Origin of the sequence: Rathayibacter festucae DSM 15932, from assembly GCF_004011135.1 — a bacterium.
GTDB classification, from domain to species: domain Bacteria; phylum Actinomycetota; class Actinomycetes; order Actinomycetales; family Microbacteriaceae; genus Rathayibacter; species Rathayibacter festucae.
Map to the genome: position 1 here is coordinate 2,387,676 of NZ_CP028137.1, position 25,468 is coordinate 2,413,143.

The following is a 25,468-nucleotide window of genomic DNA, read 5'->3' on the forward strand; positions in this document are numbered from 1 at the left end:
TCACGGCGCGCACGCCGTCGTCGGGGCCGAGGCGCGGCCGCTCTGGCGGAGCAGCGTCACCTCGAGGCAGGTCTGTCCTGAGGCGTCGGCGGGGACCGTCACGGTGCTCTCCTCCTGAGTGCGGGGATCGGGGATCGAGCCGGTGCCGGCGGGGGCCCAGAGGAAGCGGTCGCCGTCCTCCGGCTGCGGGTTGGTCCAGGTGAAGACGACGCCGTCGGCACCGACCGCGCCGGTGAGTCCGGTGACGGCGGGGACGTCGACCCGGCCGACCGGATCGGCGGGCGCCTCGGGCGCCGTGGTGCGGCGGGGGTCCGCGGTCGAGGTCGGCATCGCCGCGACCAGGGCGGCCCCGCCGGCGACGGAGGCGGCGGCGAGCACCGCGATCCCGGTGAGCACGAGCGGCCGGCGACGGCGCGCGGGCGCCGGTGCGCTCCGCGGCGGCTCCTGGACCGGTGCGCGGGGCTCCGACAGCGGAGCCGGGGCGACGAAGGAGGCGGCGGACCCGCGCGCCATCGTCCGCTCCAGGTCGAACGCCGGGACGCCGGAGATCTCGGCGAGCGCCGGCGCGGCCGCGCGAGGAGCGACGGGTCGCGGCACCGGGTCGATGCTGACGATGCCGCGGATGCGGGTGTTGCCGTCGTCCTCCTCCTCCACCCGCTCCTGCGGCAGGGCGTCGTCGAGCACGTCGGCCGTGGTGACGGCGAGGGAGAGCTCGACCTGGATCCGCTGCAGGGCGCGGCCGAACTCGAGGGCGGTCGTGAAACGGCCCTGCGGCGCCTTCGCCATGCTGATGGCGAGCACCCGGTCGAGCGAGGCCGGGGCGTCGGCGCGCCCGAGCGGCGGCAGCGGCGCCGAGCGGATCCGCTCGATCAGCTCGTGCGAATTGATCGAGCGCCCCGGCAGCTCGAACGGCGAGCGCCCGGCGAGCAGTGAGTAGACGGTCGCGCCGAGGGCGTAGACGTCGAGGGCGACCTCGTTCGGGATCTCGGCGCCGAACGCCTCGGGAGGCGACCACGGGATCGACAGTCCGGCGAGGTCGGCGGAGCCGTCCAGGAGCGCTCCGGCGATGCCGAAGTCGGTGAGGGCCGGCCGGTCGTAGGCGGTCACGAGCACGTTGGCGGGCTTGATGTCGCGATGCAGGATGCCCGCGCGGTGCACGGTCTCGACCGCGCCGGCGACCTGGATGCCGATGCGCAGCGCGTCGGCCACGGCCAGCCGGCCGCTCTTCAGCCGGACGGCGAGGTTGGGGTTCGGGCAGTACTCCATCGCCAGGTAGGGCCGGCCGTCGGCGGCGATGTCGGCCTGGTAGATGGTGACGATCGACGGGTGCGTCGAGAGGGACGCCATCAGGTTCGCCTCGGCCTCGAAGGCGTCGCGCTCGCGATCCGTCGTCAGCCCTGCGCGGAGCACCTTGATCGCGACGGTGCGCCGGGGGCGGGCCTGCTCGTAGAGGAAGACGTCGGCGAAGCCGCCGGAGCCCAGCGGCCGCTGGAACTCGAAGCCCTGGATCGCGGGGGGCGGGGACGACCGCGGCGCGCTCATGCCTGCTCCCGGATGGTCACGGTGACGCCGTCGCCGAGGTCGAGCACGTCGCCGCCGGCGAGCACCATCGACTCCGACCCGGTGAGCCGCACGGGCACCTGCCCCGAGCGGAGCAGGAGAGTGCCGTTCACCGACGCCAGGTCGCGGACCACGACGAACCGGCCCTCCGCGCGGACCTCGACGTGGCTGCGCGAGATGTCCTGGAGCGGGCTCGGCACGGTGATCAGCCGCGGCAGCTCGTGCGCGGCCACGCGGCCTGCGGAGGGGCGCCGGCCGATCACGACGGGACGGTCGAGCTCGACGACGTCGCCGGTGGAGAGCTCGAGGCGGGCGATCGCGCTCGTCGGCGTCGGGATCGCCGGGACGGGCGCGAGGGCGCGCAGCTCGGCGATCGAGATCGTGTGGCCGTCGTGGTCGCCGTCTCCGAGCTCCGGAGGCGGCGATGCGGCCGGGACGAGGTCGATCAGCCCGTGCTCGTCCTCCGGCTCGCGGATCGCGGCGTCCTCGACGACCCGGGCGACGGTATCGCCGAAGAGGTGGTCGTACTCGTCGTCGGCGGCTCGGACCGTGTCGGAGACGGGCACGCGGGTCTCGTCGTGGCCGAGGGGGACGGCAACGGGCGCAGGCGCGGCGGCCGGCGCGGGCGCGGCAGGGGGCGCTGCGGCGGGCGGGGCGGAGTAGCCCCACTCGTCGAGCTCGCCGGTCTCGGCCGCGGGCGGCGCCGACGGTGCCTCGGGCGGAGCGACGGCCGCGGGCGGCACCGCGGGCTCGGCGGCGAGGATCCGCCCGACCGGCGCCGGGTCCGCGACCGGCGGCTCGACGACCACCGGCTCGACGACGACCGGCTCGACGAGCACCGGCTCGACGGCGACCGGAGGCGCGACCGCAGGCGCCATCACCGCCGGGACGGCCTCCTCGACCGGCGGCGCCGCGGCGGGAGCCTCGACGGCAGCGACCCCGACGACCTGCGGCTCGACGACCTGCGGCTCGACGATCGCCGCCTCGACGACCGGCACGACCTCGACGACCGGCTCCTCCTCGGTCGGATCGGCCGCGTCGCCCGCCTCCGCGCCGACCGGCCGCGCCTCGAGGGTCGCGCCACGGAACGTCGCCGTCAGCCGCGAGCAGAGCACGACCCCGCTGCCGATCGGCAGGCTCAGCGCCGCCCCGCGCCGGCCCGCCTTGACACGGAGGCTGATCGAGACCGGAGCGGCGATCATCCGCTCGTTCCAGGTGGTCACCCCCTCGCCGGAGAGTGCGACGACGGGGGCGTCGTCGCCGAGCTCCTCGATCACCTCGACGAGCAGATCGCCGCGGACCGCGACCCGCGACAGGTCGTCCTCGAGGGAGACGACGGCGAACGGCGGGAGCGCCAGCAGGCTGGCCCCGAAGACTCCGGTGAGCGACTCGAGCACGCCCGCAAGGCCGCGGCCCGCCGCGAACGCCTCGGAGACCTGCTTGACGCCCTCCTCGCCCAGCACGTCGGGCAGCAGCGCCATCCCGCGGTCGGAGACGACGCCGAACCAGCGGCCGGGTCGGTAGCGGATCTCGGTCACGGGCGAGCCCCCTCGGTGTCGGGAGTGCCGGTGACGGGCGGTGCCGCGACGATCTCGCGCGCGACGATCTCGCGGGGCACGGTGTCGTCGCTGACGGCGATGGCGAGCGGCAGCCGGTCGCTCGGCACGGTGCGGTCGAGGTCGTCGCCGGCGCTGACGGCCGTCGCGTCGATGACCAGCACGGTCAGGTTGTCGCGGCCGCCGTGGAGGAGCGACTCGTGCAGCAGCCGGGTGGCCGCGGCCTGCGGGTCTGCCTCGTCGCGCAGGACGAGAGCGATGCGGGCGTCGTCGAGCTCGGTGGTGAGCCCGTCGGAGCAGACCAGCATCCGGTCGCCCGTCGCGGCGGGCAGCAGCCAGAAGTCGGGCGCACCGGCGCTGCCCGCACCCAGCGCCCGGGTGATCACGTTGCGCTGCGGGTGGGTCTGCATCCCGGAGGCGTCGAGCTCGCCCGCCTCCACGAGCTCCTGCACCACCGAGTGGTCGACGCTGACCTGCTCGAGGGCGCCGTGCGCCATGCGGTAGGTGCGGGAGTCGCCGAGGTTGAACACGAGCCAGTAGCCCAGGTCCTCGATCTCGGCGATGGCCAGTCCGCTGACGGTCGTCCCGGCGCTGCGCTCGGTGCTGAGGGCCAGCTCCGCGATGCGGACCTGGGCGCCGGCGAAGCACTCCTCGATCTCGGAGACGCGGACCGTGTCGTGGCCGACCAGGCTGCGGAACTCGTCGACGGCGATCGCGCTGGCGACCTCTCCGGCGTCGTGCCCGCCCATGCCGTCGGCGACGACGAAGACCGGGGGTTCCGCGACGTGCGAGTCCTCGTTGATCGCCCGCTTCATCCCGCGGTCGGTGGCGCTGCCCCACTGCACGGCGATCGGGCTGCCCGCAGCGCTCATGCCCACTCCACCGCCGCCGTGCGGTCGCCGAAGGTCAGCGTGGCGCCGACGGGCACCGCGGCGCGGCCGCCGGGCGGCACCGGGGTCGCCGTGCCGTCGATCACGACCCCGGTCCCGTTGGTCGAGTGCCGGTCGATCACCGAGAGCTCGTCGCCGAGGAGCTCGAGCCGCGCGTGCGTCTTCGAGATCGAGCGGGTCGTGTCGGCGAGCGCCACCAGCTCGCCCGCCGCCTCGCCGGTGCGCGGCGCGGGGTTGCGGCCGACGAGCGCGGAGTCGGAGACGACCACGACGGTCCCGTCGTCGAAGCGGAGCCGGACCGCGCGCGGGCGCGGCTGCGCGGGGGCGCCGGCGCTCATCCGGGTGAGCTCGAGGTCCTCCGGCTCGTGCGCGGGGGCGCTCGGCCGGGACGGAGCCGGGGCGGCGGAGCCGGGCACGGCGGAGATCACGCCGCCTGCGGGCGGTCCCGCGAAGCTCGCCGGCGCGGCGGCCAGCGCGGAGTACACGGCGGGCGCGGCGGTCGCGGGCGCGGAGGCGAGGGGCGCGGAGTACACGGCGGGAGTGGCAGCGGCGACGGACGACTCCGCTGTCGCACGCGGAACGACCGGCTCGTCGAGGTCGGCCACCACGGCCACCGACGAGGTCGGCACCGGCGCCTCCCGCACGGACGAGACGGGACGCAGGGCGCCCGCCGAGCGGGTGTCGATCATCCAGGTGCCCGTGGCCTGGTCGTGCCAGCCGCGGTTCTCCCCCGAGGTGTCGAACAGCGGCGAGAAGTAGCCGACGATGATCGCGGCGCAGAGGTTGAAGACGACGTTCCGGCCGGCCGCCTTCCAGAATCCGAGCGGTTCCCCGCTGTCGTAGCGCACGAGGCGCAGACCGAGCATCCGCATCCCCGGGGTGCCCCGCCCGCCCTGCGCCTTCGTGTAGAAGAGGCCGAAGGCGAGGATCAGAACGGCCGGCCCGAACGCTCCGAAGTACGCGATCGCGCTGTAGGCGCCGGTCGTGGAGGCCGTCTGCCAGAGCGCCCAGGTGAGGAGCCAGACGATCACGTAGGAGAGGAAGAACCAGACGCCGACGATGACGCTGTCCAGCATGTATGCCCCGACCCGGGGGCCGAGCGCGGCCGGAACGCCGAACGGCACGGCCGCTGTCCGGCGCGGAGTCCCGGCGCTGAGGGCAGCCGCCCCGCAGCCGCGGCAGAACGCCGCGCTCGCGTCCATCGTCGTCGAGCAGCGCGAGCACACCCAGCCGGACGTCGTCGTGTCAGTCATGGAGATCCTCGTTCCTCGCGGGTCGCCCCGTCGTGTTCGTCCGGGCGCCGCGGGCGGCGGTGGTGGCGCGGGTCAGCCAGGCCGGCCGCAGGGAGCGCAGGGACAGGCGCGCCCGGAGCCGCCGCCAGGGCGAGACGGTGGCGTGCAGCTCCGCGACGAGCGCGTCGGTCTGCTCCCAGAAGGCGGCGACCTCGGCGTCGACCGGATCCAGCGGCCCGAAGACCGCGGCATCGGCCCGCCGGGCCAGGACCGCCACCCCTGCGCTCGGGTACTCGGAGTGCAGCAGAGCCGCGTCCTCGAGGCGGGTGGCCCCGGCCGGGACGACGGTCCCCAGGTCGGCGGCGCGGTCGAGCACCTCGTCCCAGCCGCCGCTGATCCGGTCGGCCGCATGCTCGGCGCCCACCCGCGCCCGGCGGCGTCGGCGCTTGAGGGCCGCGATGAGCAGCGCGGGGCCGAAGAGCAGCGCCGCCAGGCCGACGACTCCGCCGGCGACCGCGAGCACGACGCCGATCCAGCCCAGGTCCGGGCCCCGGTCGTCCTCGGTCTCGTCCTCCTGGACCACGTCCGGCGGCACGACGGCCGGCTCCTGCGGGGGCGGCGGCGGCTGGAGCACCTGGGCCTTCGGCTGGGCCGCCGGCTCGGGCTGCTGATCCTGCAGGATCTGCTCCTTCGGCGGCGTGGGATCGAAGGCCACCCAGCCGTGCTCCGCGAACGCCACCTCGACCCACGCGTGCAGGTCGTCGCCGGTGATCGCGACGTCGCCGGAGAGATCCGACCCGGCCGCCGGGTAGTAGCCCATCACCACGCGGGCCGGGAGACCGAGCTCGTCGACCATCAGCGCCATCGTGGTCGCGTAGTGCTCGTCGTCGCCGACCATGCCCCTCTCGTCCGTGAGCAGCAGCTGCAGCCGCTCCGAGCCGTGACCGGGGCGGGACTCCGCCTCGCCCTCGAGGCCGTGGCTGAAGTAGCCCTGCGTCGAGAGCGTGGTCGCGATCGCCCGCACCTGGCTGAGCGCGGTGGTCGCCTCGCCCACCGCGGCGAGCGTCGCGTCGGTGAGCGCCTCCGGGACGTCGACCGGCGTCGGCACGGTGACGGGCGCCGCGACGGCGTCGGCGAGCTCCTCGTCGCTCGGCACCGGGGGGAGGGTCGTGGTCAGCGTGTAGGAGTCGCCGGCCGCGAGCCGCGAGGTCACCACCGCGACGCCGGTCTCGTCGTTGTAGTGCAGCGATCCGCTCAGCGCCTCGGCCCGCGGCCCGGCGAACTCGATCGACGACGGGTAGCCCGCGTCGGGCAGCCAGACCCCGCCGAGGTCCGCCGCAGTGAAGCGGAGCACGGCCGGCGTGCCCTCGTGCTCGCCGGCGATGGTGCTGCCGACGCGGGCGAAGCTGCCGGAGCCGCCTCCGCCGCCGGTCACGTCGAAGACGGTCCCGGTGTACGCGTCCATGGTCGCGAGGCGCACCCGCACGCCCTCCTGCAGGCCCGACACCGTGAACAGGGTCGCGTCCTTCTGATCGCGGACGGTCTTGCGGAACGAGGCGAGCGGCGTCGGGTAGTCGTCGAGGTCGAACGGCGGCACGATGTCCTCACGGAGCGTCGAGCGCGACCCGGCCGGGGCGACGGCGCCGGCGGAGACGCCGACGACCGCGGCGGCGAGCGCCAGGACGAGGGCGCCGGAGCCGATCCGGCGCAGCCGCAGCTGACGGACCGCGGAGGGGTCGACCGCCCCGTCGCCGCCGGCGGCGGAGGTCTGCTCCGACTGGCGGCGCCAGGCCGCCCAGGCCAGCCCGACGACGCCGAAGGCGATCGCCTGGGCGAGGGGGGCGACGGCGTCCGCGGTGCCGAAGAGGATCGAGACGAGCACCAGCGCCGCGGCCGGCGCGAGCGCCCAGACCGGGCGCGGGGCGCGCAGGGCGATCGTCGCCGCGACGACGGCGCAGACCAGCGCGGCGCAGCACGGCACGACGAGCAGCTCCGGGAAACCGTTCGCCGGCGGCTCGACGGTCAGCAGGCTCTTCCACGAGGTGACCAGCGCGGTCGCGAGGCCCAGGAGGCTCTCCGGGCTCGGGACCACGCCGAAGAGGCCCGCGGAGCGGAACGCCGCCGCGGTGCCGACGAGGAAGTAGGCGGCGGCGGTCACCCCGGTCGTCGTCAGCAGGCCCCAGCGGGCCCGCGCCGCGAGGGCGCCGACCGCGAGACCGGCGACGATCCCGAGGCCGCCCGCGACGAGGTGGTCCGCGCCGGCGAAGACCTTGCCGAAGCCGACCACACCGACGGCGAGCAGCACCGCGAGGGCGACCAGATCGACGGCGACGGCCGCCGGTGCACGGCCCCTCACGCGGCACCTCGCCGCACGGCCGCCGGCAGCTCCTCAAGGGCCGGGACGCTGAGCAGCGCGAGCTCGCCGATGCTGCGGCGGGCGGCGGGCCGCTCCTCGTCGCAGCTCATGCCGATCACGCGCGCGTCGGGCGGGAGCTGCCGGGCCGCCGAGCGGAACCGTGCCGCGGTCACCTCCGAGCCGACGACGAGGATCACGACCGACGCCTGCGGCACCGAGCGGGCGAGCGAGCGCGACAGGCCGACGAGGTCGCCCCTGCTCTGGCCGAGCTCCACCCCGGAGAGGTCGTCGAGCAGGCGCTTGCCCAGGCCCGTGTGCAGCGACCGGCCCTGCACGAGCACGCTGAGCTGCTGCCCGTCGCGCAGCGCCTGGAGGCCGAGGGAGGCGCAGCTGGAGGCGGCGAGCTCGAACTGCTCGTCGTCGCGGTAGTCGGCGGGATCGAGCGAGAGGCCGATCGCGAGGTGCGAGCGGCGCGTCTCCTCGAACTGGCGCACCATCAGCGTGCCGGTGCGCGCCGTCGTCTTCCAGTGCACGTAGCGGCGGTCGTCGCCGGGCGCGTAGGCGCGGAGGGCGTGGAAGGAGACGTCGTTGTTGGAGAGCTCCGGGGCCGGCCGGCCCTCGAGGTCCTTGAGGAAGCCCGAGGACGAGCCGCCGACGGCGACGGTGCGCGGGTGCACGAAGAGGTCGCCGGGCACGGTGTGCGGCACGACGCGGCGGAAGAGCCCGAGACCGTCGCCGCGGACCGAGCGGACGGGTCCGACGCGGATCACGCCGCGCCGCGCCGTCGGGATGGTGAACAGCTCCTCGTGCACGGCCGCCGCCTCCAGCCGCGGGAGCGGGAACACCGCCAGCCCGCCGCCGACCGGCAGCTCGACCCGCGCGGGCAGGAGCGAGCGGGCCGAGGCGTTGCGCACCTCGACGCGGCCGACCGCCCGCTCCCCCGCGACCACCCGGGTGGCCGCGAGATCGAGGTCGACGGAGTAGGCGGAGCGCCCGATCATGAACGGAGCGGCGGCGATCAGCACCGCCAGCGCCAGGACCGCGAGCAGGACCAGCTCGCTCCAGCCCTGCACCGCGCCGACGATCCAGGCGAGGCCGGCCAGCGCGAGGAGGACCCAGGCGAACGAGGTCGCCACCGCGACCACGGGCACGGCGCGGGCGCGCACGGGCGCGAGCAGCACGACGGCCGTCTCGACCACGTGGCGCGACCGCTCGACGGCGGCGCCCGCGCGTCGCGCGAGCCCCTCCCTCCGGAGCACTCCGATCCCGGTCATGCCGCTTGACGCTCCTGCGGCGCGGCGACCTCGGCGAGCACGCGCCCGAGAACGCCGTCGGCCGTGGCACCGGCGAACTCCGCCTCGGGGTCGAGGACGAAGCGGTGCAGCCAGACCGAGGCGACCAGCTGCTTGACGTCGTCCGGAAGCACGTAGTGCCGGCCGTTCGCCGCCGCCCAGACCTTGCAGGCGCGGATCAGCGCCATCGAGCCGCGGACCGAGACGCCGATCCGCGTCTCCGGCGCCGAGCGGGTGGCCTCGGCGAGCTGCACGACGTAGCGCAGCACGGCGCCGTCGACGTGCACGGTCGCCGCGAGATCGGCCATGTCGGCGACGGCCTGGGTCGTGATGATCGCGCGGAGCCCGGCGGAGGGGTTGCGCTCCCCCGCACCCGCCAGGATCCGCTCCGCAGACGCCGCGTCGGGGTAGCCGATCGAGGTCTTGATCAGGAAGCGGTCCAGCTGCGCCTCAGGCAGGCGGTAGGTGCCGGCCTGCTCGATCGGGTTCTGCGTGGCGATGACGAGGAAGGGCCGCCCGACCTCGTGGCCGACGCCGTCGACCGTGACCCGCGACTCCTCCATCACCTCGAGCAGCGCCGACTGCGTCTTCGGCGAGGCGCGGTTGATCTCGTCGGCGAGCACGATCGACGCGAAGATCGGGCCGCGGTGGAAGTCGAAGCGGCTCGACTTCTGGTCGTAGATGGTCACTCCGGTGACATCGCTGGGCAGCAGGTCGGGCGTGAACTGGATGCGGTTGCTGGTGCCCTGCACGGTCGCCGCGATCGCCTTCGCGAGGCTGGTCTTGCCGGTCCCCGGCGCGTCCTCGAGCAGCACGTGCCCCTCGGCGAGCATCGCCGTGAGCACGAGCGAGACCACCTCGGACTTGCCGAGCACGGCCTGCCCGACGTTCTGCACGAGCTTCTCGAACGTGGCGGCGAACCACGCGGCCTGGTCGGGTGTCATGGTCATCAGTGCGATCCCTCTTCTCGGTGCCGACGCGGGGTCAGCACGGCTTCATTCCCGGCACGGTGGTGTCAGTGGAGGCGGCGGACACGAACCAGCCGTTGCTCATGCGGTACCAGCGGTAATTGCCGACGACCTGCTTCCGAGACCAGTCGGAGTAGCAGTAGACCGTCGTGTCACCCCGGATCCATTGGCTCGAGCAACTCGCCGGAGGACCGCTGCTGAAGTGGAACGCAGTGTCGTCTCTGTCCTCGGAGCATGAGCTGTCGGGCACGTAAACGACCCAGCTCGTCGGAGCCGGCGGCGCACCGCTGGAGGCCTGCGACGTACTCTCTGCGCTCATTTGGCCCTCGGTGTCGAAAGCGCGTGCTGTGATCGAGTGGTTCTCGTTGTAGGCGTCACCTACCGTTCGACTGCCTCCGTTGAGCCCGCCGTCCATCCAGCCGCCTCCATCGATGCGGATCTCGACCCGAGTGACGGCGCGTCCGTTCGACGGAGGCGTCGCCCAATTCAGCGTCACGTTCTTTGCGCCGCTGGACGCCGATGTGGTCGGGGCAATCACGGGGCCGAACGGGATGACGTCTACGGCGACTTTCTCGCTCAGTTGACTCTCCCGGCCATCGATGACCGAGAACGCAGCCACGTACACCGTGTGGGTGACACCGTTCTCGAGCCCGCCGATACCGACACCACTGGTGACGCCGTGAGCCCAGTAGTCATTCGTCGACATCGTGACGTCGTAGGTGACTTCGGATGGGGACGCGCCGTTGAGAACTGCCGGAGGATTCCAAGTGATCAGCACCTCCTCGCTCCCATCGGGGACCACGGAGACGTTCTGAGGCGCGCCCGGCGTGCCGAATGCACGGCGGACGGCGGAATCAGCGCTGAACGCGACGGAGGTCTTCCCCGCGTCCGTCGACTTGTTCTTCGCGGACACGGAGAACGTGTAGCCAGACTCGGAGTTGTCGACCGTGATGTTCTGAGAGGTGACTCCGGCAGCCAATTCAAGACGACGCTCTTCGGACCCACCCCTCTTCACCACGAGGGTGTAACCGGTCAGCACCTCCGCGTTCGCCGTCGTCGGCGGGATCCAGTTCACCGGTAGCTGGGTCTGCGCGCCCAGCTCTACCGATCCACCGACGATCGGCGCCGCCGGCGCGCTCGGCGAGCCCGCCGGGCTCATCGACATCGAGCCCGACCAGTCGGAGGGCTCCGGCGAGCGGTTCGACGCCCGCACGGCGACCGTGTAGTTCGAGCCGTTCGTCAGCCCGGTGAGCTGCGTGGTCCGCGTGCCGCCCGGCACCGGGTAGGTGTCGTTGCCGGCCCCGCTGAGCTGCACCTCGTACCCCGTCACCGCGGACCCCGGGTTCGCGCCGTCCGCCCACGTCACCGTGAGCGAGCCGTCGCCGTAGTCCAGGCTCGTGATCGTCGGGGCGCCCGGGCGGGCGTCCGGCCGCGCCACGGCCGACGCGGGCGACGCGTCGGACTCGCCGATCTCGTTGGTCGCGGTGACCGTGAAGGTGTACTCGCGGTCGTTGGTGAGGTTCGCGATCGTGCAGGTGGTCGCCGCGCAGTCCTGGCTGCCCCCCGACCACTTCACCGTGTGGCTGGTGATCTCGGCGCCGTTGCTGGCGCCGTCGGACCAGCTGAGCACGACGGTCCGGTCCTGCACCGAGCTGACCGACGGCGTCCCCGGCGCGGCGGGCTTGCCCTGCACCGTGACGCGGATCGTGCCGAACACCCGGCGCTCGGCGTCGCCGGTGGCGTCCGCCACCTGGTAGCGCACCGTCATGGTGCCCACGAAGTCCGCGTTCGGTGTGACGACGACGGAGCCGCCCTGGGCGCTCGCCGTGCCGGTGTCGGCCCCGGAGTCCACGATCGGATCGCCGACCAGCGTCAGCGGCGTCTCGGGGAACGGATTCACGTCGTTCGAGAGCACGTCGACCGTGGTCGGCCGGCCCTGGGGCGCCTTCGCGACGACGTCGTCGTTCGCGACCGTCAGCGGGCGGGTCGACGCGGTCACCCGCACGACCACCGAGCCCTGCACGGGCTGCGTGGTGCCGTCGGTCACGGTGATCGCCAGCGTCTCCTGCGTCCCCTTCGCGACCGACTCGTCGGCCGCGACGGAGAGCACCGAGCCCGACACGGAGGCGGTCATCCCGGTGGGCGCGCCCGCGACGCTGTAGCTCAGCTTCGCCAGGTCGCCCTTGTCCGGGTCACTCGAGAGCGCCCGCAGATCCAGGGTCGACGCGTCCTCGCCGGCCGCGACCTCCATCGCTCCCCCGGCGAACGTCGGCGGCTGGTTCTCCGGCGGCAGCACCGTGATCGGGATGCTCAGCGTCGCCTTCACCCCGGCGGGGTCGTCGGGCCCGGTGCCGTCGGTGACCTCGAAGGTCAGGGCGTCCGAGCCGAAGTAGTCGGGGGCCGCGGTGTAGAGCAGGGTCGACTCGTCCCGGACGAGCACCCCGTCGGCCGAGTGCAGCGCCGACACCCGGTCGGCCTGCGTGAGACGAGCGGTCTTCCCCTCGGGAGCCACGACCCAGTCGGTCAGCGGGATCGTCGCCTGCTCGCCGGCCTTCACCTCGAGCGGCTCGACACCGGGCTTGAGCGAGGGGCCGGTCGAGCTGAGCGCCGGCACCCGGATGAAGGCGGTCGCCACCTGCGAGTCGGCGTCGGTCGCCGTGTACGTGAGGAGCTGCGCCTCCTCGCCGGGGGTCACGGTCACGACTCCGCCGGTCCCGACCCCGGCTCCCGCCGGCTCGCCGAGCAGCGCCACCCGGAGCTCGCTCGCGACGCCGTCCGGATCCTCGTCGTTCTTCAGCACGGGCACCTCGACGGTCTGCGCCGTCGTGATCTGCGCGGTCGTGACCGTGTCGTCGCGGGCGATCGGCGGCAGCAGCGCCGCCTCCTCCGCCACCGTCACGAGCAGGCTGCCGACGGCGGTCGCGCCGCGCGGATCGCCGACCGTGTACTGGACGGCGTAGTCGCCCTCCGCCTCGGGAGTCGTCACCAGCACGCGGCCGGCCGACAGCCGCGCCGTCACTCCCTCCGGAGCGGTGAGGCCGTCCGCGACCAGCGAGAGCGTGTCGCCGTCGGGGTCGGTGTCGTTCGCGAGCACGTCGACGGCGATGCTGCGCGTGGGCTGCGCGGTCACGACGTCCTTGACCGCGTCCGGCGCCTGGTTCTCCGTCGACGCAGGCGCGATGCCGACCTGGATCGTCGCCGTGCCCCGCTTGCCGAGAGCGTCGCTCACCTCGTAGCGGAAGGAGTCGGTGCCGACGGAGTCGTCGAAGGCCGTGTAGGTGAGGTGATCCGCCCCGACCTCGTCGATCCGCCCCTTGCCGGGAGCGCTGGCCTGACCGACCAGCGTCACGCTGTCGCCGTCCGGATCGATGCCGTCCAGCGGGATCGGGATCGAGACGGTCGTCCCCGAGAGCGTGCGCGCCTCGAGGTTCTCGGGCCGCGGCGGCGAGTTCGCCTCGCGGTTCATCGGCAGGATCTGGATGCTGACGTAACCGGCGTCCTTCTGGCCCGAGGCGTCGATCGCCTCGTAGGTGACGTAGACCGTCTTCGCGGTGTCGCCCGCCCGGAACCGCACGCGGTCCTCCGAGACGAACGCGACGCCGTCGGCGGCGTCGGGCAGCGGTGCCACGAGGTCGGGCACCACCGTCAGCAGCCCGCCGCCGGGCGAGACGTCGTTGGCGAGCACGTCGATCGTGACGGTGTCGCCGACGCGCACGGCTGCCGAGTCGTCGGTCGCGATCGGCGGCTCGAGGGTCGCCGGAGCGGGTGTCGGCACCACCAGCACCTCGCCGGTCGTGGTCCCGGTGCCGTTCGAGACGGTGTAGCGGAAGGTCACCGGCTCGGTGATGCCCGGCTGGTCGGTGACGCGCAGCACCTCGTGCTCGAGGATCGCCACCGCGACACCGACGCCGGCGTCGACCGTCACCGAGGAGACGACGAGCAGCCCGCCGTTGGGGTCGGAGTCGTTCTGCAGCACGTCGACGAGCGCGGTGCCGCCCGAGGGCAGCAGCGCGACGTCGCGCACGGCGACCGGGTTCTTCGCCTCGCTGGTCGCCGGGAGGACGTCGACACGGACGAGTCCCGGGGTCGAGTCCGGTCCGTCGCTCGCGCGGTACTGCAGGTAGTAGCTGCCGGGTGTCGGCGATGTGAAGGTGAAGGTCCCCGCCGTGTAGTCGGGGGTGACGGTCGCGCCGGCGGGCTGCTCGACCTCGGCGAGCAGCAGGGGCGCGCCGGACGGGCTGAGGTCGTTGCCGAGCGGTGCGACCGTCGCGGTCTGATCCGCGAGGGTCGTCACGTGGTCCGGATTGGTCACGGGAACGGTCGACCCGGGCGCGCGGACGTCCACGTGCAGCACCCCCGGGATCTCCGCCGTGCCGTCCGAGACGAGCAGGTCGACGTCCTTCCGGCCGAGCTCGGCGCCGATCGCGTCGAAGGTGACGAGTCCGTCGGCGGTCGAGCGCACCTGGTCGTCGCTGGTCGACATCGCAGCGCGGAGGAAGAGCTCGTCGCCGTCCGGGTCGATCCAATCCGGCAGCACGTTGTAGGAGACCGAGGCGCCCTGCTCCAGGAGGATCCGCCCCTCGCGCTTCTGCTCGGGAGGCGCGTTGCTGCCCGCCGGCGTCACGGTCAGCGTGACGACGGCGTCCGCGGTCTGCCCGCGTCCGTCGTCGGCGGTGTACGCGAACGTCGCAGACCCGCTCGCCTCCGGGGGCAGGGTGATCTGCAGGGCGCTGCCGCCGTAGATCGGCGACACCGCGCCCAGTCCGGGCTGCGCCCCGGTCACGGACGCGGTGAGCACGTCCCCGTCCGGGTCGCTGTCGTTGTCGAGCACCGGCAGGATGACGCTGCGCCCGGCGCGCACGCCGAACTCGTCGTCCACGGCGACCGGCGGAGTGTTCTCCTCCGACCGCTCCGGGATCGTGTCCTGCACCTGCTGCTGGGTGCTGGTGTTGTCGTCGTCCTTGGTGGCGTCGTCCTCCGGCGGCGTGACGTCCTCCCAGTCGGAGACCTCCTTCATGTCCTGGTTCACCAGCCAGACGGAGCCCACGGTCAGCTCGTTCAGCACGACCGCGCTGCGATTGACGCGGAAGACCGCCTGCCGGTCGGCGCCCAGATCCGGCACCTCCTTCGCGACGTCGTCCGCGGTTCCACCGCAGTCGCGCAGGTACCGCCCCGAGCCGGACCAGGCGGCGTAGGTGCAGCCGTTGACCCGGACCGGCGCGACGGCGGCGCCGGTCCCGCCGGAGTCCACCGTCCGCGCGGCCGAGCCGTCCAGCGGCTGCAGGAGCAGGGCGGCACCGGTCGAGATCGCGACGTCCTCGCCGCTCGTGCTCGGCTGCTGCAGCGTCAGCCCGTCCGCGACTCCGAGCTGCACCGGGTCGTCCCCGTCGATCGACACCGCGCCGCTCCCCGCGTCGAGGAGGACCGGGGTGGAGCCGACGGCGGTGATCGCCGGTGTCGCTCCCTCGGCGAAGCCCGAGACGGCGGAGGTCGAGGGGGCGCCGCCGGTGCGGACCGTGACGAGCTCCTGCTCGCCGGGCGAGTAGGCGAAGACCGTGCCGTCGGCGGCGACGGTGGCCGCCGCATCCGCGCCGAGCTCGGCCGTGGGCTCGTCGGCCTCGACGCTGAACGAGGCGAGCGCGTCGACGGCCCGCACCCAGAGCGCGCCCGTGGCCGCGTCGAGGATCGCCAGCACGCCGCCGCCGAGCACGACCGAGGAGTCGGCGGGCACGGCGACCGCCTCGCCGAGCGCGACCGACGAGGTGTCCACGAGCGAGACGGTCGCGTTGCTCTGGTCGTGGACGACGACGGTGCCCGCCTCCTGCGCGACGTCGAAGCTCGTCCCCTGGGTGCGCAGGGCCGCGTCGAGGACCTCGGAGGGGTAGTTGAGCCGGCCCGCGAGCAGCGCGGTCGGCTTGGTCACCCAGACCCCGGCGTCGTTGAGATCCACGTCCTGGGTGGTCACCCCCTGGTAGAGCACGGCCATCGTCGAGACGACGAGCGCGGCGGCGGTCACCGACGCGACGGAGGCGGCGGAACGGGTGCGGCGGGACAGCCGTGAGAACACGCTCGGACCGTTCCTCTCGGGAGTGGGGGGGCGGGGTCGTCCGGTCGGCGGCGGGCCGTCCGGCGGAACGTGCTCATCGTGTCCGCCGGCCACTCCGGCCACCAGCCGTCAGTTGTCGCGGCACCCGTCCGGGGGTCACGGCGTGTGCCCGCCGAAGACCGGCGGGGAGCGTCCGCCGACGGCACCGCCGGGCCCGGCCCCGCGGAATCGCGCCGATCCCTAGCACTCCAGGCCCGCCGCGCCACGGATTGGGACGCGGTGTCGCTTCGCCTTGCGACGTCCCGGCGCGCATCGCACACTTCAGCCATCGATGCCGACCACCCGACGGCTCGCCTCTCCCCTGACGATCCAGGACGCCGATGCCCGCCGCCGTGAGCACCCTTTCCCGACCCCTCGAGTCAGCGCCTCCCCTCGAGCCCCTCGCTTCTCCCGAGCCCCTCGCTCCCCTCGAGCCGGCCGCTCCCCTCGCCGTCGACCCCGTGCGCTCGATCTGCGTGATCGACGACCACGCCATCGTCCGGTCCGGCATCGCCGAGCTGCTGCGCGGGACCGACGACCTGCGCGCCGACGCCGTCGCCGCCACCGTCGCCGAGATCGAGGAGGACGCCGCGGACTTCGACCTCGTCATCCTCGATCTGCGACTCGGCGACGGCAGCGACGCCGGCGAGAACGTCTCCCGGCTGATGCGCCGCGGCACCCGCGTCCTGATCTTCTCGGCCGGCGACGACCCCGACTCCGTCCGTGCCGCGGCCAGGGCCGGCGCGCTCGGCATGGTGCGCAAGTCCGAGGAGGACTCCGTGCTCCTCGAGACGATCCGCTCGGCGGCGCACGGCGTCGCGGTCGCCTCGACCGACTGGGCCGCGGCCCTCGACGCGGACGTCGAGCTCGCCGACGCCGGTCTCAGCGCCCGCGAGCGCGAGGTGCTGGCACTCTACGCCGCGGGCGAGAAGGCGCAGCGCGTCGCCTCCCTCACCGGTCTGTCCCGCGACACCGTCACCCACTACGTCGGGCGGATCCGCGCCAAGTACGCGCGGGTCGGCCGCCATGCGGGGACCAAGGTCGAGCTCTACATCCGCGCGATCGAGGACGGCCTGCTCGAAGGCCCGATGTGAGGTCCGGAGCCGCGGCGGCGGAGGAGCCGAGCTTCGGCATCGGCGACCGGTTCGAGCGGATCTTCGTGGTCGCGTTCAGCATCGGCGGCATCGCGTTCCACGCCGTCGCGGCGCTCGGCTACGCGGCCACCGGTCTCGGGGTCTCCCCGCTCTGGGCCGTCACCGCATCCGTCCTGGTGCTGCCCGCCCCGCTGGTCACCCTGCTCGTCGCGATGCGCGGCAGCCTCGACGCGGTGCGGACCGTGCTCCGCGCGCACGTCGTCCTGTTCGCCGTCCTCGCTCTCGCGCTGATCCCGGCCGTGCCGCCCGGGAGCGGCCCTGCCGCCACCTCCTGGCTGATCGACGCCGTGCCCGTGGCGATGACCGCCGCGGCCGTCGCCTTCCCCGCGCGCCTCGTGCCGCTCGCCGTGGCCGGCGTCTGCCTCCTGCTCTTCGCCGTCCGCGCCGCCACCTCGGGATCGCCCGTCGTGGCGATCGAGGAGGCGGTCGACATGGCGATGATCGGCACGGTCTTCGCGGGGCTCGCCCAGGCGGTCCTCGGCGCCGGCCGGTCGCTCGAGCGCGCGACGCGCGAGTCGGTGCTCGCGGCCGCCCGTGCCGCCGGCCGAGCGGGGCGGCGCAGCGAGCGCATCCGGGTCGGCGCGCTCGTGCACGACGAGATCCTCTCCTTCCTGCTCAACGTGGAGCAGATCAGCCACTCCGCCGAGCGCTCCCGGGCCGCGGCGCGGATCGCCCTCGCGCACCTCGCGGAGCTCCGGCGGACGGATCCGACGGGCCCGACCCCGAGCCGGGCGATGCTGACCGCGGGCGAGTTCGTGCGCGCCGCCTCCGTCCGGATCACCGAGGCCGCGCCGCTCGCCGTCCTCAGCACCCGGATCGCGGCGGGCGCCGTGGCCGTCCCCTCCCCCGTCGCCGACGCGCTCATCGACGCGACCGTGCAGGCCGCGCGGAACGCCGTTCAGCACGCCCGCTCGACGGACGGCGCCCCCGCCGCCGTCCGCGCGTCCCTCGCCGTCGACGAGCGCGGGCTCTCGATCGAGGTCGGCGACGACGGCGGCGGGTTCGTCGCCGCCGCCGTGCCGCAGAACCGGATGGGACTGACCACGAGCATCCTCGGCCGGGTGACCCAGATCGCCGGGGCGACCGCGCAGATCGCCTCCGAGGCGGGCACCGTGGTGCGGTTGGAGTGGCGCCGGTGACCCGCCCGCGCCGTCTCGAGCAGAGCGCCGACGTCTCCGACCTGCTCGGCTTCGGCGGCGGCCACGTCCGGGTGATCGGGCTCCTCTTCGTCGGCGCCAACGTCCTCCTCGCGACGCTGAACCTCGACTGGTCCCGCCGCCCCGCGCTCACGGCGGCGGCGGTGCTGATCGTCGCCCTCCTCGTCGCGCTGGTCGTCCGGCGCCCCCGCGATCCGCTCCCGCTCCCCGGCACCCTCCTGATCGCGGCCGGCGCGCCGGTCGCCGCGGCCCTGGGCTGGTGGGCCCTCGAGCCCACCGGCTGGGAGGGGAGCTTCGCCACCTGGTTCCTCGGCGGCACCGCGTTCCCGCTCTTCGCCCTCTGCCTCCGCGGGCGGATCCTCGCGGCGGTCGCGGGTCACCTCGCGGTCGGAGCCGTGACGCTCGCCTGCCTCCTCGGCAGCGGCCACAGCGCGCTCTTCGCCCTCGAGGCGATGTCGCGCTACGCGATCCTGCTCGTCTGCGGCGTCCTGTTCCGCCTCGGCCTGCGCTACGCCATCGGCCGGATGGGCGAGGTGCGGGCCGAGCGCGAGCGCCTCGCCATCGAGACGGCGGAGGCCGACGGCCGCTTCGCCGAGCGGGAGAAGCGCGTGCGGCTGGTCGCGGACCTCGCGGAGCCGCTCCTCGCGCGAGCGGCCGCCGGCGAGCCCTACTCCCCCGCCCTTGCACGAGACGCGGCCAACGTCGAGGCCGGCATCCGCGACGGGCTCCGCGCCTTCGGCCTCGTGCGCGACCCGCTGGTCGCGAGCGTCCGCGCCGCGCGGCTGCGCGGGGTCCAGGTGGTGCTCCTCGACGACTCCGACGGCGACCTCGACGAGCCCACCCTCGACCGCGTGGCCGCGACCGCCGCGCGCGCCTTCGAGCAGATCGGCTTCGGGTGCGTCACCGTGAGGCTGCTGCCGCCCGGCCGGGACGCGGTCGCGACCGTCGTCGCCGACACCGAACCGGGCCTGCACCTCGAGGTCCGCTAGACGGCGCGCCGCTCGCGGTCCTCGTCCGAGTACTGCACCCGCGGGTTGAGCGCGAGCGCGTCCCGGGCCGCCGCGCGCGCGAGGGTGAGGACCGCCGACAGCCGGGGCCTGCGGACCGTGCCGGCGGTGCGCCCGTAGACGTCGACGTGCGCGAACGCCGGTGCCCAGGTCGGGCTCGGCCGGCGGTTGCCGACGGTGGCCGTGAGGTGCAGGAACGCCTGCGCGGAGCCGAGCGCCGAGGCCGCGTCGACCCCCGGGGCGATCGAGGGCAGCGGCGCCGGAGCGGCCGCCGTGACGGCTCGCAGCACCCGGAGGTCGGTGTAGGGCGGGATCACGGGCAGCGTCCTGCCCAGCACCGCCGGGCGCCGCGCGATCTCCTCGAGCGGCAGATCCTCCGTGAAGCCGAGCATCCGCTCCACGGTGTGCCGCGACCTCGGGTGGAACGACGTCGCCTGCGCGGCCCAGCCGACGTTCATCACCCAGAGCACCGGCAGATCGAGCGCGCGGGCGGTCCGCGCCAGCAGCACGCCCACCTCCGGGGTCGTCACCTCCGTCTCGTCGACGACCAGGTCCGCGCCGCGCGCGAAGCCGAGCGCCGTCTCCGGGAGCACTCCCGCGGGGAAGACGTCGACCGTCGCGTCGGCGTCGAGCGCGAGCACCGACTCGCGGAACACCTCGGCCTTGTTCCGGCCCACCGCCGCCAGCGTCGCCCCGGGCACCCGGTTCGCGTTCTCCGGCTCGAAGACCTCCGGGTCGGCGACCGCGAACGAGCGCACGCCCATCTGCGCGAGCTTCAGCCCGAGCTGGAACCCGTCCCCGCCGACGCCGGCGAGCGCGATCCGCGCCGAGCACAGCGCCTTCTGCTCCGCCTCGCTCCAGAAGCCGAGGTTCCTGGCGAACCGGGGGGCCGTCACGTCGGTGCTCACGCCGCCAGCTCCTGCTCGTCGTCGATCCCGACCAGGATGTCGCGCGCCGTGAGGAAGCTGCCGGGCAGCCAGCGGCTGAGCCGCCTGATCGGCGGCACCTCGATCACGATCGCGACGTTGTGGCTCCGGTACGCGCCGATCCACCGCCGCTCGCCGATCCTCGTGGCGGTGAGCGAGAGGCGCAGCAACCGCTCGAGCACCGGGTCGATCAGCCCGTAGGCGGAGCGGATCCCGGCCTCGTCGAGGAAGGCGAGCACTGCGGCGTACAGCTCCAGCACGCTCGCGTGCTGCGCAGCCCGGTCCTCGTGCCGCGCGATGAGGCGCGAGACCTCGACGGAGGGCTCCGGCGCGGGGCTCGAGCCGAAGACCTCCGGCCAGTACCGCTCGACGGGGAGACGGTCGTCGGTCACCGCGCGGGTCGCGCGGCCCTTGACGATCAGGCGGAGAGCGGCTCGGATCCGCAGCTCGCCCGCACACTCCTCGACGACCGCGAAGGCGAGCGAGCGAGCATCGTCCTCGTCGGTCTCCCGGCCGTCGCTCCCGTGCTCGGCGGAGAGGAAGCCGGCCTCGTCGACGTAGATCTCGCGCCGCAGCTCGAGGAAGCGGCGGTAGGCCTCCTCGGCTCCGGGGACGGGGACGCCGCCCGAGGCGATCAGTCCGGTGGTCCGCCCGGTGGTGCCGGACGACGGTCGCTGCTGCAGGTCTCGCATGGGGTTCTCCTCGACTCGGAAGCGTCTGTTCCGACGAGACCGATCGTGGAGAGCGGGCGGGCCGCGAAGAATGGGGACGTCTCCCCACGGGCAGAGGTGCCCGCCGGCTCAGGCGAGCTCGTCCACGTCGTCGAGGTCGACCGCGACCGAGCTGACCAGCGCGAGCAGCGCCTCCGCATAGGCGTTCTCGGCGATCTCGTCCTCGAAGTCGCGCTGCTCGCCGGCGAGCTCGACGGTCACGGCGAAGCGCACCGGCCCGCCGTCCGCGACGCGGCGCAGCGCGCGGAACGTGCCGCGCAGCAGCTCGCGCAGCTGGTCCTCGCGCGGCAGCCAGAGCGAGTCGTCGAGCGCGACGGAGTCGAGCGCCCACTCGGTCGTGCCGTTGAAGCCGAGCACGGTGCCGGTCTCGTACTCGTGCGCCTCGATGGTCATGTCGCTCACGGTGAAGACGTCGCCGTCGAACCCCTCGCGCTCGATGCGGAAGCGGTCGCCGGTGACCGGTGCCCAGCGCAGTCCCGCGGTGCGCAGCGCCCTGGCCAGTTCGAAGGAGATCATCCCCCGATCATGGCGCGCGTTCCCGGACGGAGGCCGCGAAGACGGGACCGCGGCCCCGATGTCGGTGGGTGAGTTTACGTTCATGAAACGTCCGGTTCACAGGCCGGGCACCCGCACTGCATAGCGTGGCTCACTGTGCCCCTTTCAGGGGCGAGGGTCGCCGTCGACGTGCGGTGACGCACCACCGCTCCCCGGAGCGGCGATCGAGAGGACCACCATGCCCGACTCCCCCGAACTCCCCGCGCAGAGGCCCCGCGCCCGCGCCCCCCGGAGAGGCCTCGCACTCGCGGCCCTCGCCGGACTGGCCCTCGTCGCCTCGCCGCTGGTCGCCGCTCCGGCCACCGCCGCTCCGAGCGGGGACGAGCTGGTCATCAGCGAGGTCTTCGCCCGCGGCGGCTCGGCCGGCGCGACCTACAGCAACCGCTTCGTCGAGCTCTACAACCCGACCGGCGCCGACGTCGCGCTCTCGGGCCTCTCGCTGCAGTACCGCTCGGCCACCGGCACGGCGAACCCGACGACGACCGTCGCGCTCACCGGCACAGTCCCCGCCGAGGGCCACTTCCTGATCGCCGGCGCGAGCAACGGCACGAACGGCGCGCCGCTCCCCGCCGCCGATCAGACCGCGAACGGCCTCAACATCGCGGCCGCGGGCGGCACGCTCTTCCTGGTCGAGGGCACCGCGACCCTCGTCGCCCCGCCGACCGGCACCGCCGAGCAGCCCGACGCGGTCCTCGACCTGCTCGGCTACGGCACCTCCAACACCTTCGAGTCGGCGGCCGCCACGGCGCCGACGCTGACCGAGTCGATCGCGCGCGCCGACACCGCGACCGGCGACACCGACTCCAACGCCGCCGACTTCACCGTCGGCGCGATGACCCCCGAGGCCGCCGGCGGCAGCACCCCGGAGCCGACGCCCGCGCCGACCGGGACGCCGACCCCCACCGCGACCCCGACCGCCCCGCCGACCACTCCGCCGACGACGCCGCCCACCACCGCGCCGACCGTCTCGATCGCCGAGATCCAGGGCACCGGAGCCGCGTCCCCGCTCGTCGGGCAGACCGTCACCACCACCGGCGTCGTCACCGCGCGCTACGCCACCGGCGGCTACAGCGGCTACGTGATCCAGACCGCCGGCACCGGCGCGCAGACCAGCGGCCGCACCGCCTCCGACGCCGTCTTCGTCTACTCCTCCGCCTCGGTCGGCGCGGTCGCGATCGGCGACAACGTGCGCATCACCGGCGCCGTCAGCGAGTTCAACGGCCTCACCGAGCTCACCCCGACCTCGGCCGCGACCGTCGAGAAGCTCGGCACCCCGGCCGTCGCGCCGATCCCGGCCGCCGTCGGCCTGCCGCGCTCCACGGAGGAGCGCGAGACGCTCGAGAGCATGCTGATCGCCCCGCAGGGCGCGTTCACCGTGACCGACACCTTCGACCTCAACAGCTTCGGCTCCGTCGGCCTCGCCGCCGGCGACTCGCCGCTGCTGACCCCGACCGAGGTCGCCCGCCCCGGAACGCCCGAGCTGGCCGCGGTCGTCGCCGACAACGCCGCCCGCGCGATCGTCCTCGACGACGGCGCCTCGATCAACTTCCTCGGCGCCGCCGCGAACAAGGCGATCCCGCTGCCCTACCTCACCCCGACCGAGCCGATCCGCGTGGGCGCCCCGGCGACCTTCACGACCCCGGTCGTCCTCGACTACCGCAACGGCGGCTGGTCCTTCCAGCCGACGACGCAGCTGACCGTCGAGAACGCCGCGACCGTCCAGCCCGCGACCTTCGCGAACACCCGCGAGGCGGCCCCCGAGGCCGTCGGCGGCGACCTCTCGATCGCGTCCTTCAACGTGCTCAACTACTTCTCCACCACCGGTGACTCGATCGCCGGCTGCACCTTCTACACCGACCGCGACGGCGACCCCGTCACGGTCAACAGCGGCTGCGACGCCCGCGGCGCCGCGAACGCGGACGACCTCGAGCGCCAGCAGGCCAAGATCGTCACCGCGATCAACAGCCTCGGCGCCGGCGTCGTCTCGCTCGAGGAGATCGAGAACTCGGCCAAGTTCGGCAAGCCGCGCGACGAGGCCCTCGCCACGCTGACCGCCGCGCTGAACACCGCCGCCGGCTCGGAGCTGTGGGCGTACGTGCCCTCGCCCGCCGCCCTCCCCGCGCTCGCGGACGAGGACGTCATCCGCACCGCGTTCATCTACAAGAAGGCCGTCATCGAGCCGGTCGGCGAGTCCGTCATCCTGAACGACGGCGTCGCCTTCTCCAACGCCCGCAAGCCCCTCGCCCAGGAGTTCCGCCTGATCGGCGACAGCGCCAGCGAGTTCGTCGCGATCGTGAACCACTTCAAGTCGAAGGGCTCCGGCTCCGGAGTCGACGCGGATCAGGGCGACGGTCAGGGCGCCTCGAACGCCTCCCGCGTCAACCAGGCCACCGCGCTCGTCGCCTTCGCCGACCGCCTGAAGACCGAGAAGGCGACGGACCTCGTCTACCTGCTCGGCGACTTCAACGCCTACTCGCAGGAGGACCCGATCCAGGTCCTGCGCGACGCGGGCTACATCGACCAGGGCGCGAAGGACGGGAAGTACTCCTACTCCTTCGACGGCGCGGTCGGCTCGCTCGACCACGTCTTCGCCTCCCCGGCGGCCGACGCGACCGTGACCGGTGTCGACACCTGGAACATCAACAGCGGGGAGTCGGTGGCGCTCGAGTACAGCCGCTACGACTACAACGCGACGATCTTCTACGACACCTCGGCCTACCGCTCGAGCGACCACGACCCGGTCGTCGTCGGCCTGGACCTGCCCGAGACCGCGCCGGCGACCGTGATCGACGTCGCGACCAGCGCGAAGACCACGCGCCTCGCCGTGCTCCGTACGCTGACGGTCACGGCCGTCAACAACGGCCCGGAGGCGGTCGCGATCGAGATCTCGACGCCCTACGGCACGCGGACGAAGAGCTCGGTGAAGCCGGGCCAGTCGTTCACGACCTCCTACCTCACGGTGCTCCGCCCGATCAAGGCCGGCACCGCGACGATCGAGGTCACCGCGAAGGACGGCACGGAGCGCACCTACCAGCAGGCGTACAGCGCCCGCTAGAGCACCGCGCACGACCGACCGCCGGGGCGGGCCCGCTGAGAAGCGGGCCCGCCCTCGTCGCGCCACCCCTGACGCCCCGCGGTCCCGGCTCCTAGAGTGCGGAGCATGCCCGAGGGAGACAGCGTCCACCGTCTCGCCGCCCGTCTGAGGCGGGCGGCGGACGGCCGGACCGTGGCGGACGGCGAGCTGCGCTCGGGCGACGCCGCCGGCAGCTCGCTCGAGGGCCTGCGGATCCTCGAGCACGAGACCCACGGCAAGCACCTGCTCACCCGCTTCTCCGGTGGACTGACCCTGCACACCCACCTGCGGATGCAGGGCTCCTGGACGGTGACGACGCCCGGCCGCTCCGTCCCGCGGGCCGTGCAGAAGGACGTCCGCGTCCGGCTCCGGCTCGACGACGGGGTCACCCTCTGGGGCGTCGACCTCCCCGTCGTCGAGCTGCTGCCGACCCGCGACGAGGCGCGCGCGGTCGGCCACCTCGGGCCGGATCCGCTCCGCGCCGACTGGAGCGCGGAGGAGGCCGTCGCCCGCCTCTCCCGATCGCCGGAGCGGCCGGTCGTCGCTGCCCTGCTCGATCAGCGACTGATGGCGGGCCTCGGCAACCTCTGGGCCAACGAGGTCTGCTTCCTCCGCGGGCTCTTCCCCTGGCGGCCCGTCGGCACCGTCGACGTCCGCGCCCTGGTCGCCACCGCCGCCCGGGGCCTGCGTGCGTCCGTCACGGTGCCCGGGATGTTCCAGACCACCACCGGCGACACCCGCCGCGGCGAGCGGCACTGGGTCGCGGGCCGCGCCGGCCGGCCGTGCCTGCGCTGCGGCACCACGGTCCTCGTCCGGGCCGAGGTCCGCGACGACCCGGAGCAGCGGCGCACCTGGTGGTGCCCGCACTGCCAGCCCGAGCTCCCCTGAGGCGGGCCGTGCCCTCGACCGCCCGCCTGCGTAGGCTG

At 74.1% G+C, this 25,468-nt stretch carries 16 protein-coding genes; 5 read left to right on the plus strand and 11 right to left on the minus strand.

Annotation, left to right across the window (positions count from 1 at the left end; translation table 11 throughout):
- From C1I64_RS11125 to C1I64_RS11160, 8 genes are read right to left on the minus strand one after another with little or no spacing between them, the layout of a single operon-like run.
- Nucleotides 1-1,542, minus strand: coding sequence for a serine/threonine-protein kinase (locus C1I64_RS11125; protein WP_127887244.1), 1,542 nt, complete (start codon nucleotides 1,540-1,542; stop codon nucleotides 1-3).
- The gene (locus C1I64_RS20765; RefSeq protein WP_127887245.1) at nucleotides 1,539-3,098 is read right to left on the minus strand and encodes an FHA domain-containing protein; all 1,560 of its coding nucleotides are present in this window, start codon (nucleotides 3,096-3,098) and stop codon (nucleotides 1,539-1,541) included. Before C1I64_RS20765 ends, C1I64_RS11125 begins: the two co-directional genes overlap by 4 nt.
- On the minus strand, nucleotides 3,095-3,988 hold the full coding sequence (locus tag C1I64_RS11135) for a PP2C family protein-serine/threonine phosphatase (RefSeq protein ID WP_127887246.1): 894 nt from the start codon (nucleotides 3,986-3,988) through the stop codon (nucleotides 3,095-3,097). Before C1I64_RS11135 ends, C1I64_RS20765 begins: the two co-directional genes overlap by 4 nt.
- The gene (locus tag C1I64_RS11140; RefSeq protein WP_127887247.1) at nucleotides 3,985-5,259 is read right to left on the minus strand and encodes an RDD family protein; all 1,275 of its coding nucleotides are present in this window, start codon (nucleotides 5,257-5,259) and stop codon (nucleotides 3,985-3,987) included. The genes C1I64_RS11135 and C1I64_RS11140 overlap by 4 nt, the downstream gene beginning before the upstream one ends.
- Nucleotides 5,252-7,594: a transglutaminase-like domain-containing protein gene (locus C1I64_RS11145; RefSeq protein ID WP_127887248.1), complete on the minus strand. Its 2,343-nt coding sequence runs from the start codon at nucleotides 7,592-7,594 to the stop codon at nucleotides 5,252-5,254. Before C1I64_RS11145 ends, C1I64_RS11140 begins: the two co-directional genes overlap by 8 nt.
- The gene (locus C1I64_RS11150) at nucleotides 7,591-8,868 is read right to left on the minus strand and encodes a DUF58 domain-containing protein (RefSeq protein WP_127887249.1); all 1,278 of its coding nucleotides are present in this window, start codon (nucleotides 8,866-8,868) and stop codon (nucleotides 7,591-7,593) included. Before C1I64_RS11150 ends, C1I64_RS11145 begins: the two co-directional genes overlap by 4 nt.
- Complete coding sequence (locus C1I64_RS11155) at nucleotides 8,865-9,836, minus strand: AAA family ATPase (protein ID WP_164874516.1); 972 nt, start codon at nucleotides 9,834-9,836, stop codon at nucleotides 8,865-8,867. Before C1I64_RS11155 ends, C1I64_RS11150 begins: the two co-directional genes overlap by 4 nt.
- A gap of 34 nt (nucleotides 9,837-9,870) precedes the next feature.
- Nucleotides 9,871-15,921 (minus strand): Ig-like domain-containing protein, encoded by a 6,051-nt coding sequence (locus C1I64_RS11160; RefSeq protein WP_127887250.1) that lies wholly within the window; start codon nucleotides 15,919-15,921, stop codon nucleotides 9,871-9,873.
- Nucleotides 15,922-16,292: 371 nt separating this feature from the next.
- On the opposite strand from C1I64_RS11160, the gene C1I64_RS11165 reads away from it, so the two are divergent.
- Genes C1I64_RS11165 through C1I64_RS20075 form a run of 3 tightly spaced genes read left to right on the plus strand, consistent with a single transcriptional unit; the run spans nucleotide 16,293 to nucleotide 19,239 of the window.
- A complete protein-coding gene (locus C1I64_RS11165) occupies nucleotides 16,293-17,033 on the plus strand; it encodes a response regulator (RefSeq protein WP_104317710.1) in 741 nt (246 codons plus the stop codon).
- Complete coding sequence (locus C1I64_RS11170; RefSeq protein ID WP_127887251.1) at nucleotides 17,030-18,232, plus strand: sensor histidine kinase; 1,203 nt, start codon at nucleotides 17,030-17,032, stop codon at nucleotides 18,230-18,232. Before C1I64_RS11165 ends, C1I64_RS11170 begins: the two co-directional genes overlap by 4 nt.
- Nucleotides 18,229-19,239, plus strand: coding sequence for a hypothetical protein (locus C1I64_RS20075; RefSeq protein WP_164874517.1), 1,011 nt, complete (start codon nucleotides 18,229-18,231; stop codon nucleotides 19,237-19,239). Before C1I64_RS11170 ends, C1I64_RS20075 begins: the two co-directional genes overlap by 4 nt.
- Here C1I64_RS20075 and C1I64_RS11180 read toward each other — a convergent pair.
- The 3 genes from C1I64_RS11180 to C1I64_RS11190 form a co-directional block, all read right to left on the minus strand.
- Entirely contained in the window at nucleotides 19,236-20,165 is a 930-nt protein-coding gene (locus C1I64_RS11180; RefSeq protein WP_127887252.1) for a ThiF family adenylyltransferase, read from the minus strand. The genes C1I64_RS20075 and C1I64_RS11180 overlap by 4 nt on opposite strands.
- Nucleotides 20,162-20,875, minus strand: coding sequence for a hypothetical protein (locus C1I64_RS11185; protein WP_127887253.1), 714 nt, complete (start codon nucleotides 20,873-20,875; stop codon nucleotides 20,162-20,164). Before C1I64_RS11185 ends, C1I64_RS11180 begins: the two co-directional genes overlap by 4 nt.
- Nucleotides 20,876-20,983: 108 nt before the next feature.
- Nucleotides 20,984-21,430: a hypothetical protein gene (locus C1I64_RS11190; RefSeq protein WP_123447657.1), complete on the minus strand. Its 447-nt coding sequence runs from the start codon at nucleotides 21,428-21,430 to the stop codon at nucleotides 20,984-20,986.
- 217 nt (nucleotides 21,431-21,647) lie between these two features.
- On the opposite strand from C1I64_RS11190, the gene C1I64_RS11195 reads away from it, so the two are divergent.
- Both C1I64_RS11195 and C1I64_RS20080 read left to right on the plus strand, forming a co-directional pair.
- Nucleotides 21,648-24,524, plus strand: coding sequence for an ExeM/NucH family extracellular endonuclease (locus C1I64_RS11195; protein ID WP_127887254.1), 2,877 nt, complete (start codon nucleotides 21,648-21,650; stop codon nucleotides 24,522-24,524).
- A gap of 105 nt (nucleotides 24,525-24,629) precedes the next feature.
- Nucleotides 24,630-25,430, plus strand: a complete 801-nt coding sequence (locus tag C1I64_RS20080; protein ID WP_164874518.1) for an Fpg/Nei family DNA glycosylase — start codon at nucleotides 24,630-24,632, stop codon at nucleotides 25,428-25,430.
- The last annotated feature ends 38 nt before the right edge of the window (nucleotides 25,431-25,468 follow it).

Excerpts from the sequence above, each read along its gene's own strand:
- C1I64_RS11150 (WP_127887249.1), bottom strand. The coding sequence starts at position 8,868 with ATGACCGGGATCGGAGTGCTCCGGAGGGAGGGGCTCGCGCGACGCGCG.
- C1I64_RS11140 (WP_127887247.1), bottom strand. The coding sequence starts at position 5,259 with ATGACTGACACGACGACGTCCGGCTGGGTGTGCTCGCGCTGCTCGACG.
- C1I64_RS11195 (WP_127887254.1), top strand. The coding sequence starts at position 21,648 with ATGCCCGACTCCCCCGAACTCCCCGCGCAGAGGCCCCGCGCCCGCGCC.
- C1I64_RS11190 (WP_123447657.1), bottom strand. The coding sequence starts at position 21,430 with ATGATCTCCTTCGAACTGGCCAGGGCGCTGCGCACCGCGGGACTGCGC.
- C1I64_RS11185 (WP_127887253.1), bottom strand. The coding sequence starts at position 20,875 with ATGCGAGACCTGCAGCAGCGACCGTCGTCCGGCACCACCGGGCGGACC.
- C1I64_RS11155 (WP_164874516.1), bottom strand. The coding sequence starts at position 9,836 with ATGACCATGACACCCGACCAGGCCGCGTGGTTCGCCGCCACGTTCGAG.
- C1I64_RS20080 (WP_164874518.1), top strand. The coding sequence starts at position 24,630 with ATGCCCGAGGGAGACAGCGTCCACCGTCTCGCCGCCCGTCTGAGGCGG.
- C1I64_RS11135 (WP_127887246.1), bottom strand. The coding sequence starts at position 3,988 with ATGAGCGCTGCGGGCAGCCCGATCGCCGTGCAGTGGGGCAGCGCCACC.
- C1I64_RS11125 (WP_127887244.1), bottom strand. The coding sequence starts at position 1,542 with ATGAGCGCGCCGCGGTCGTCCCCGCCCCCCGCGATCCAGGGCTTCGAG.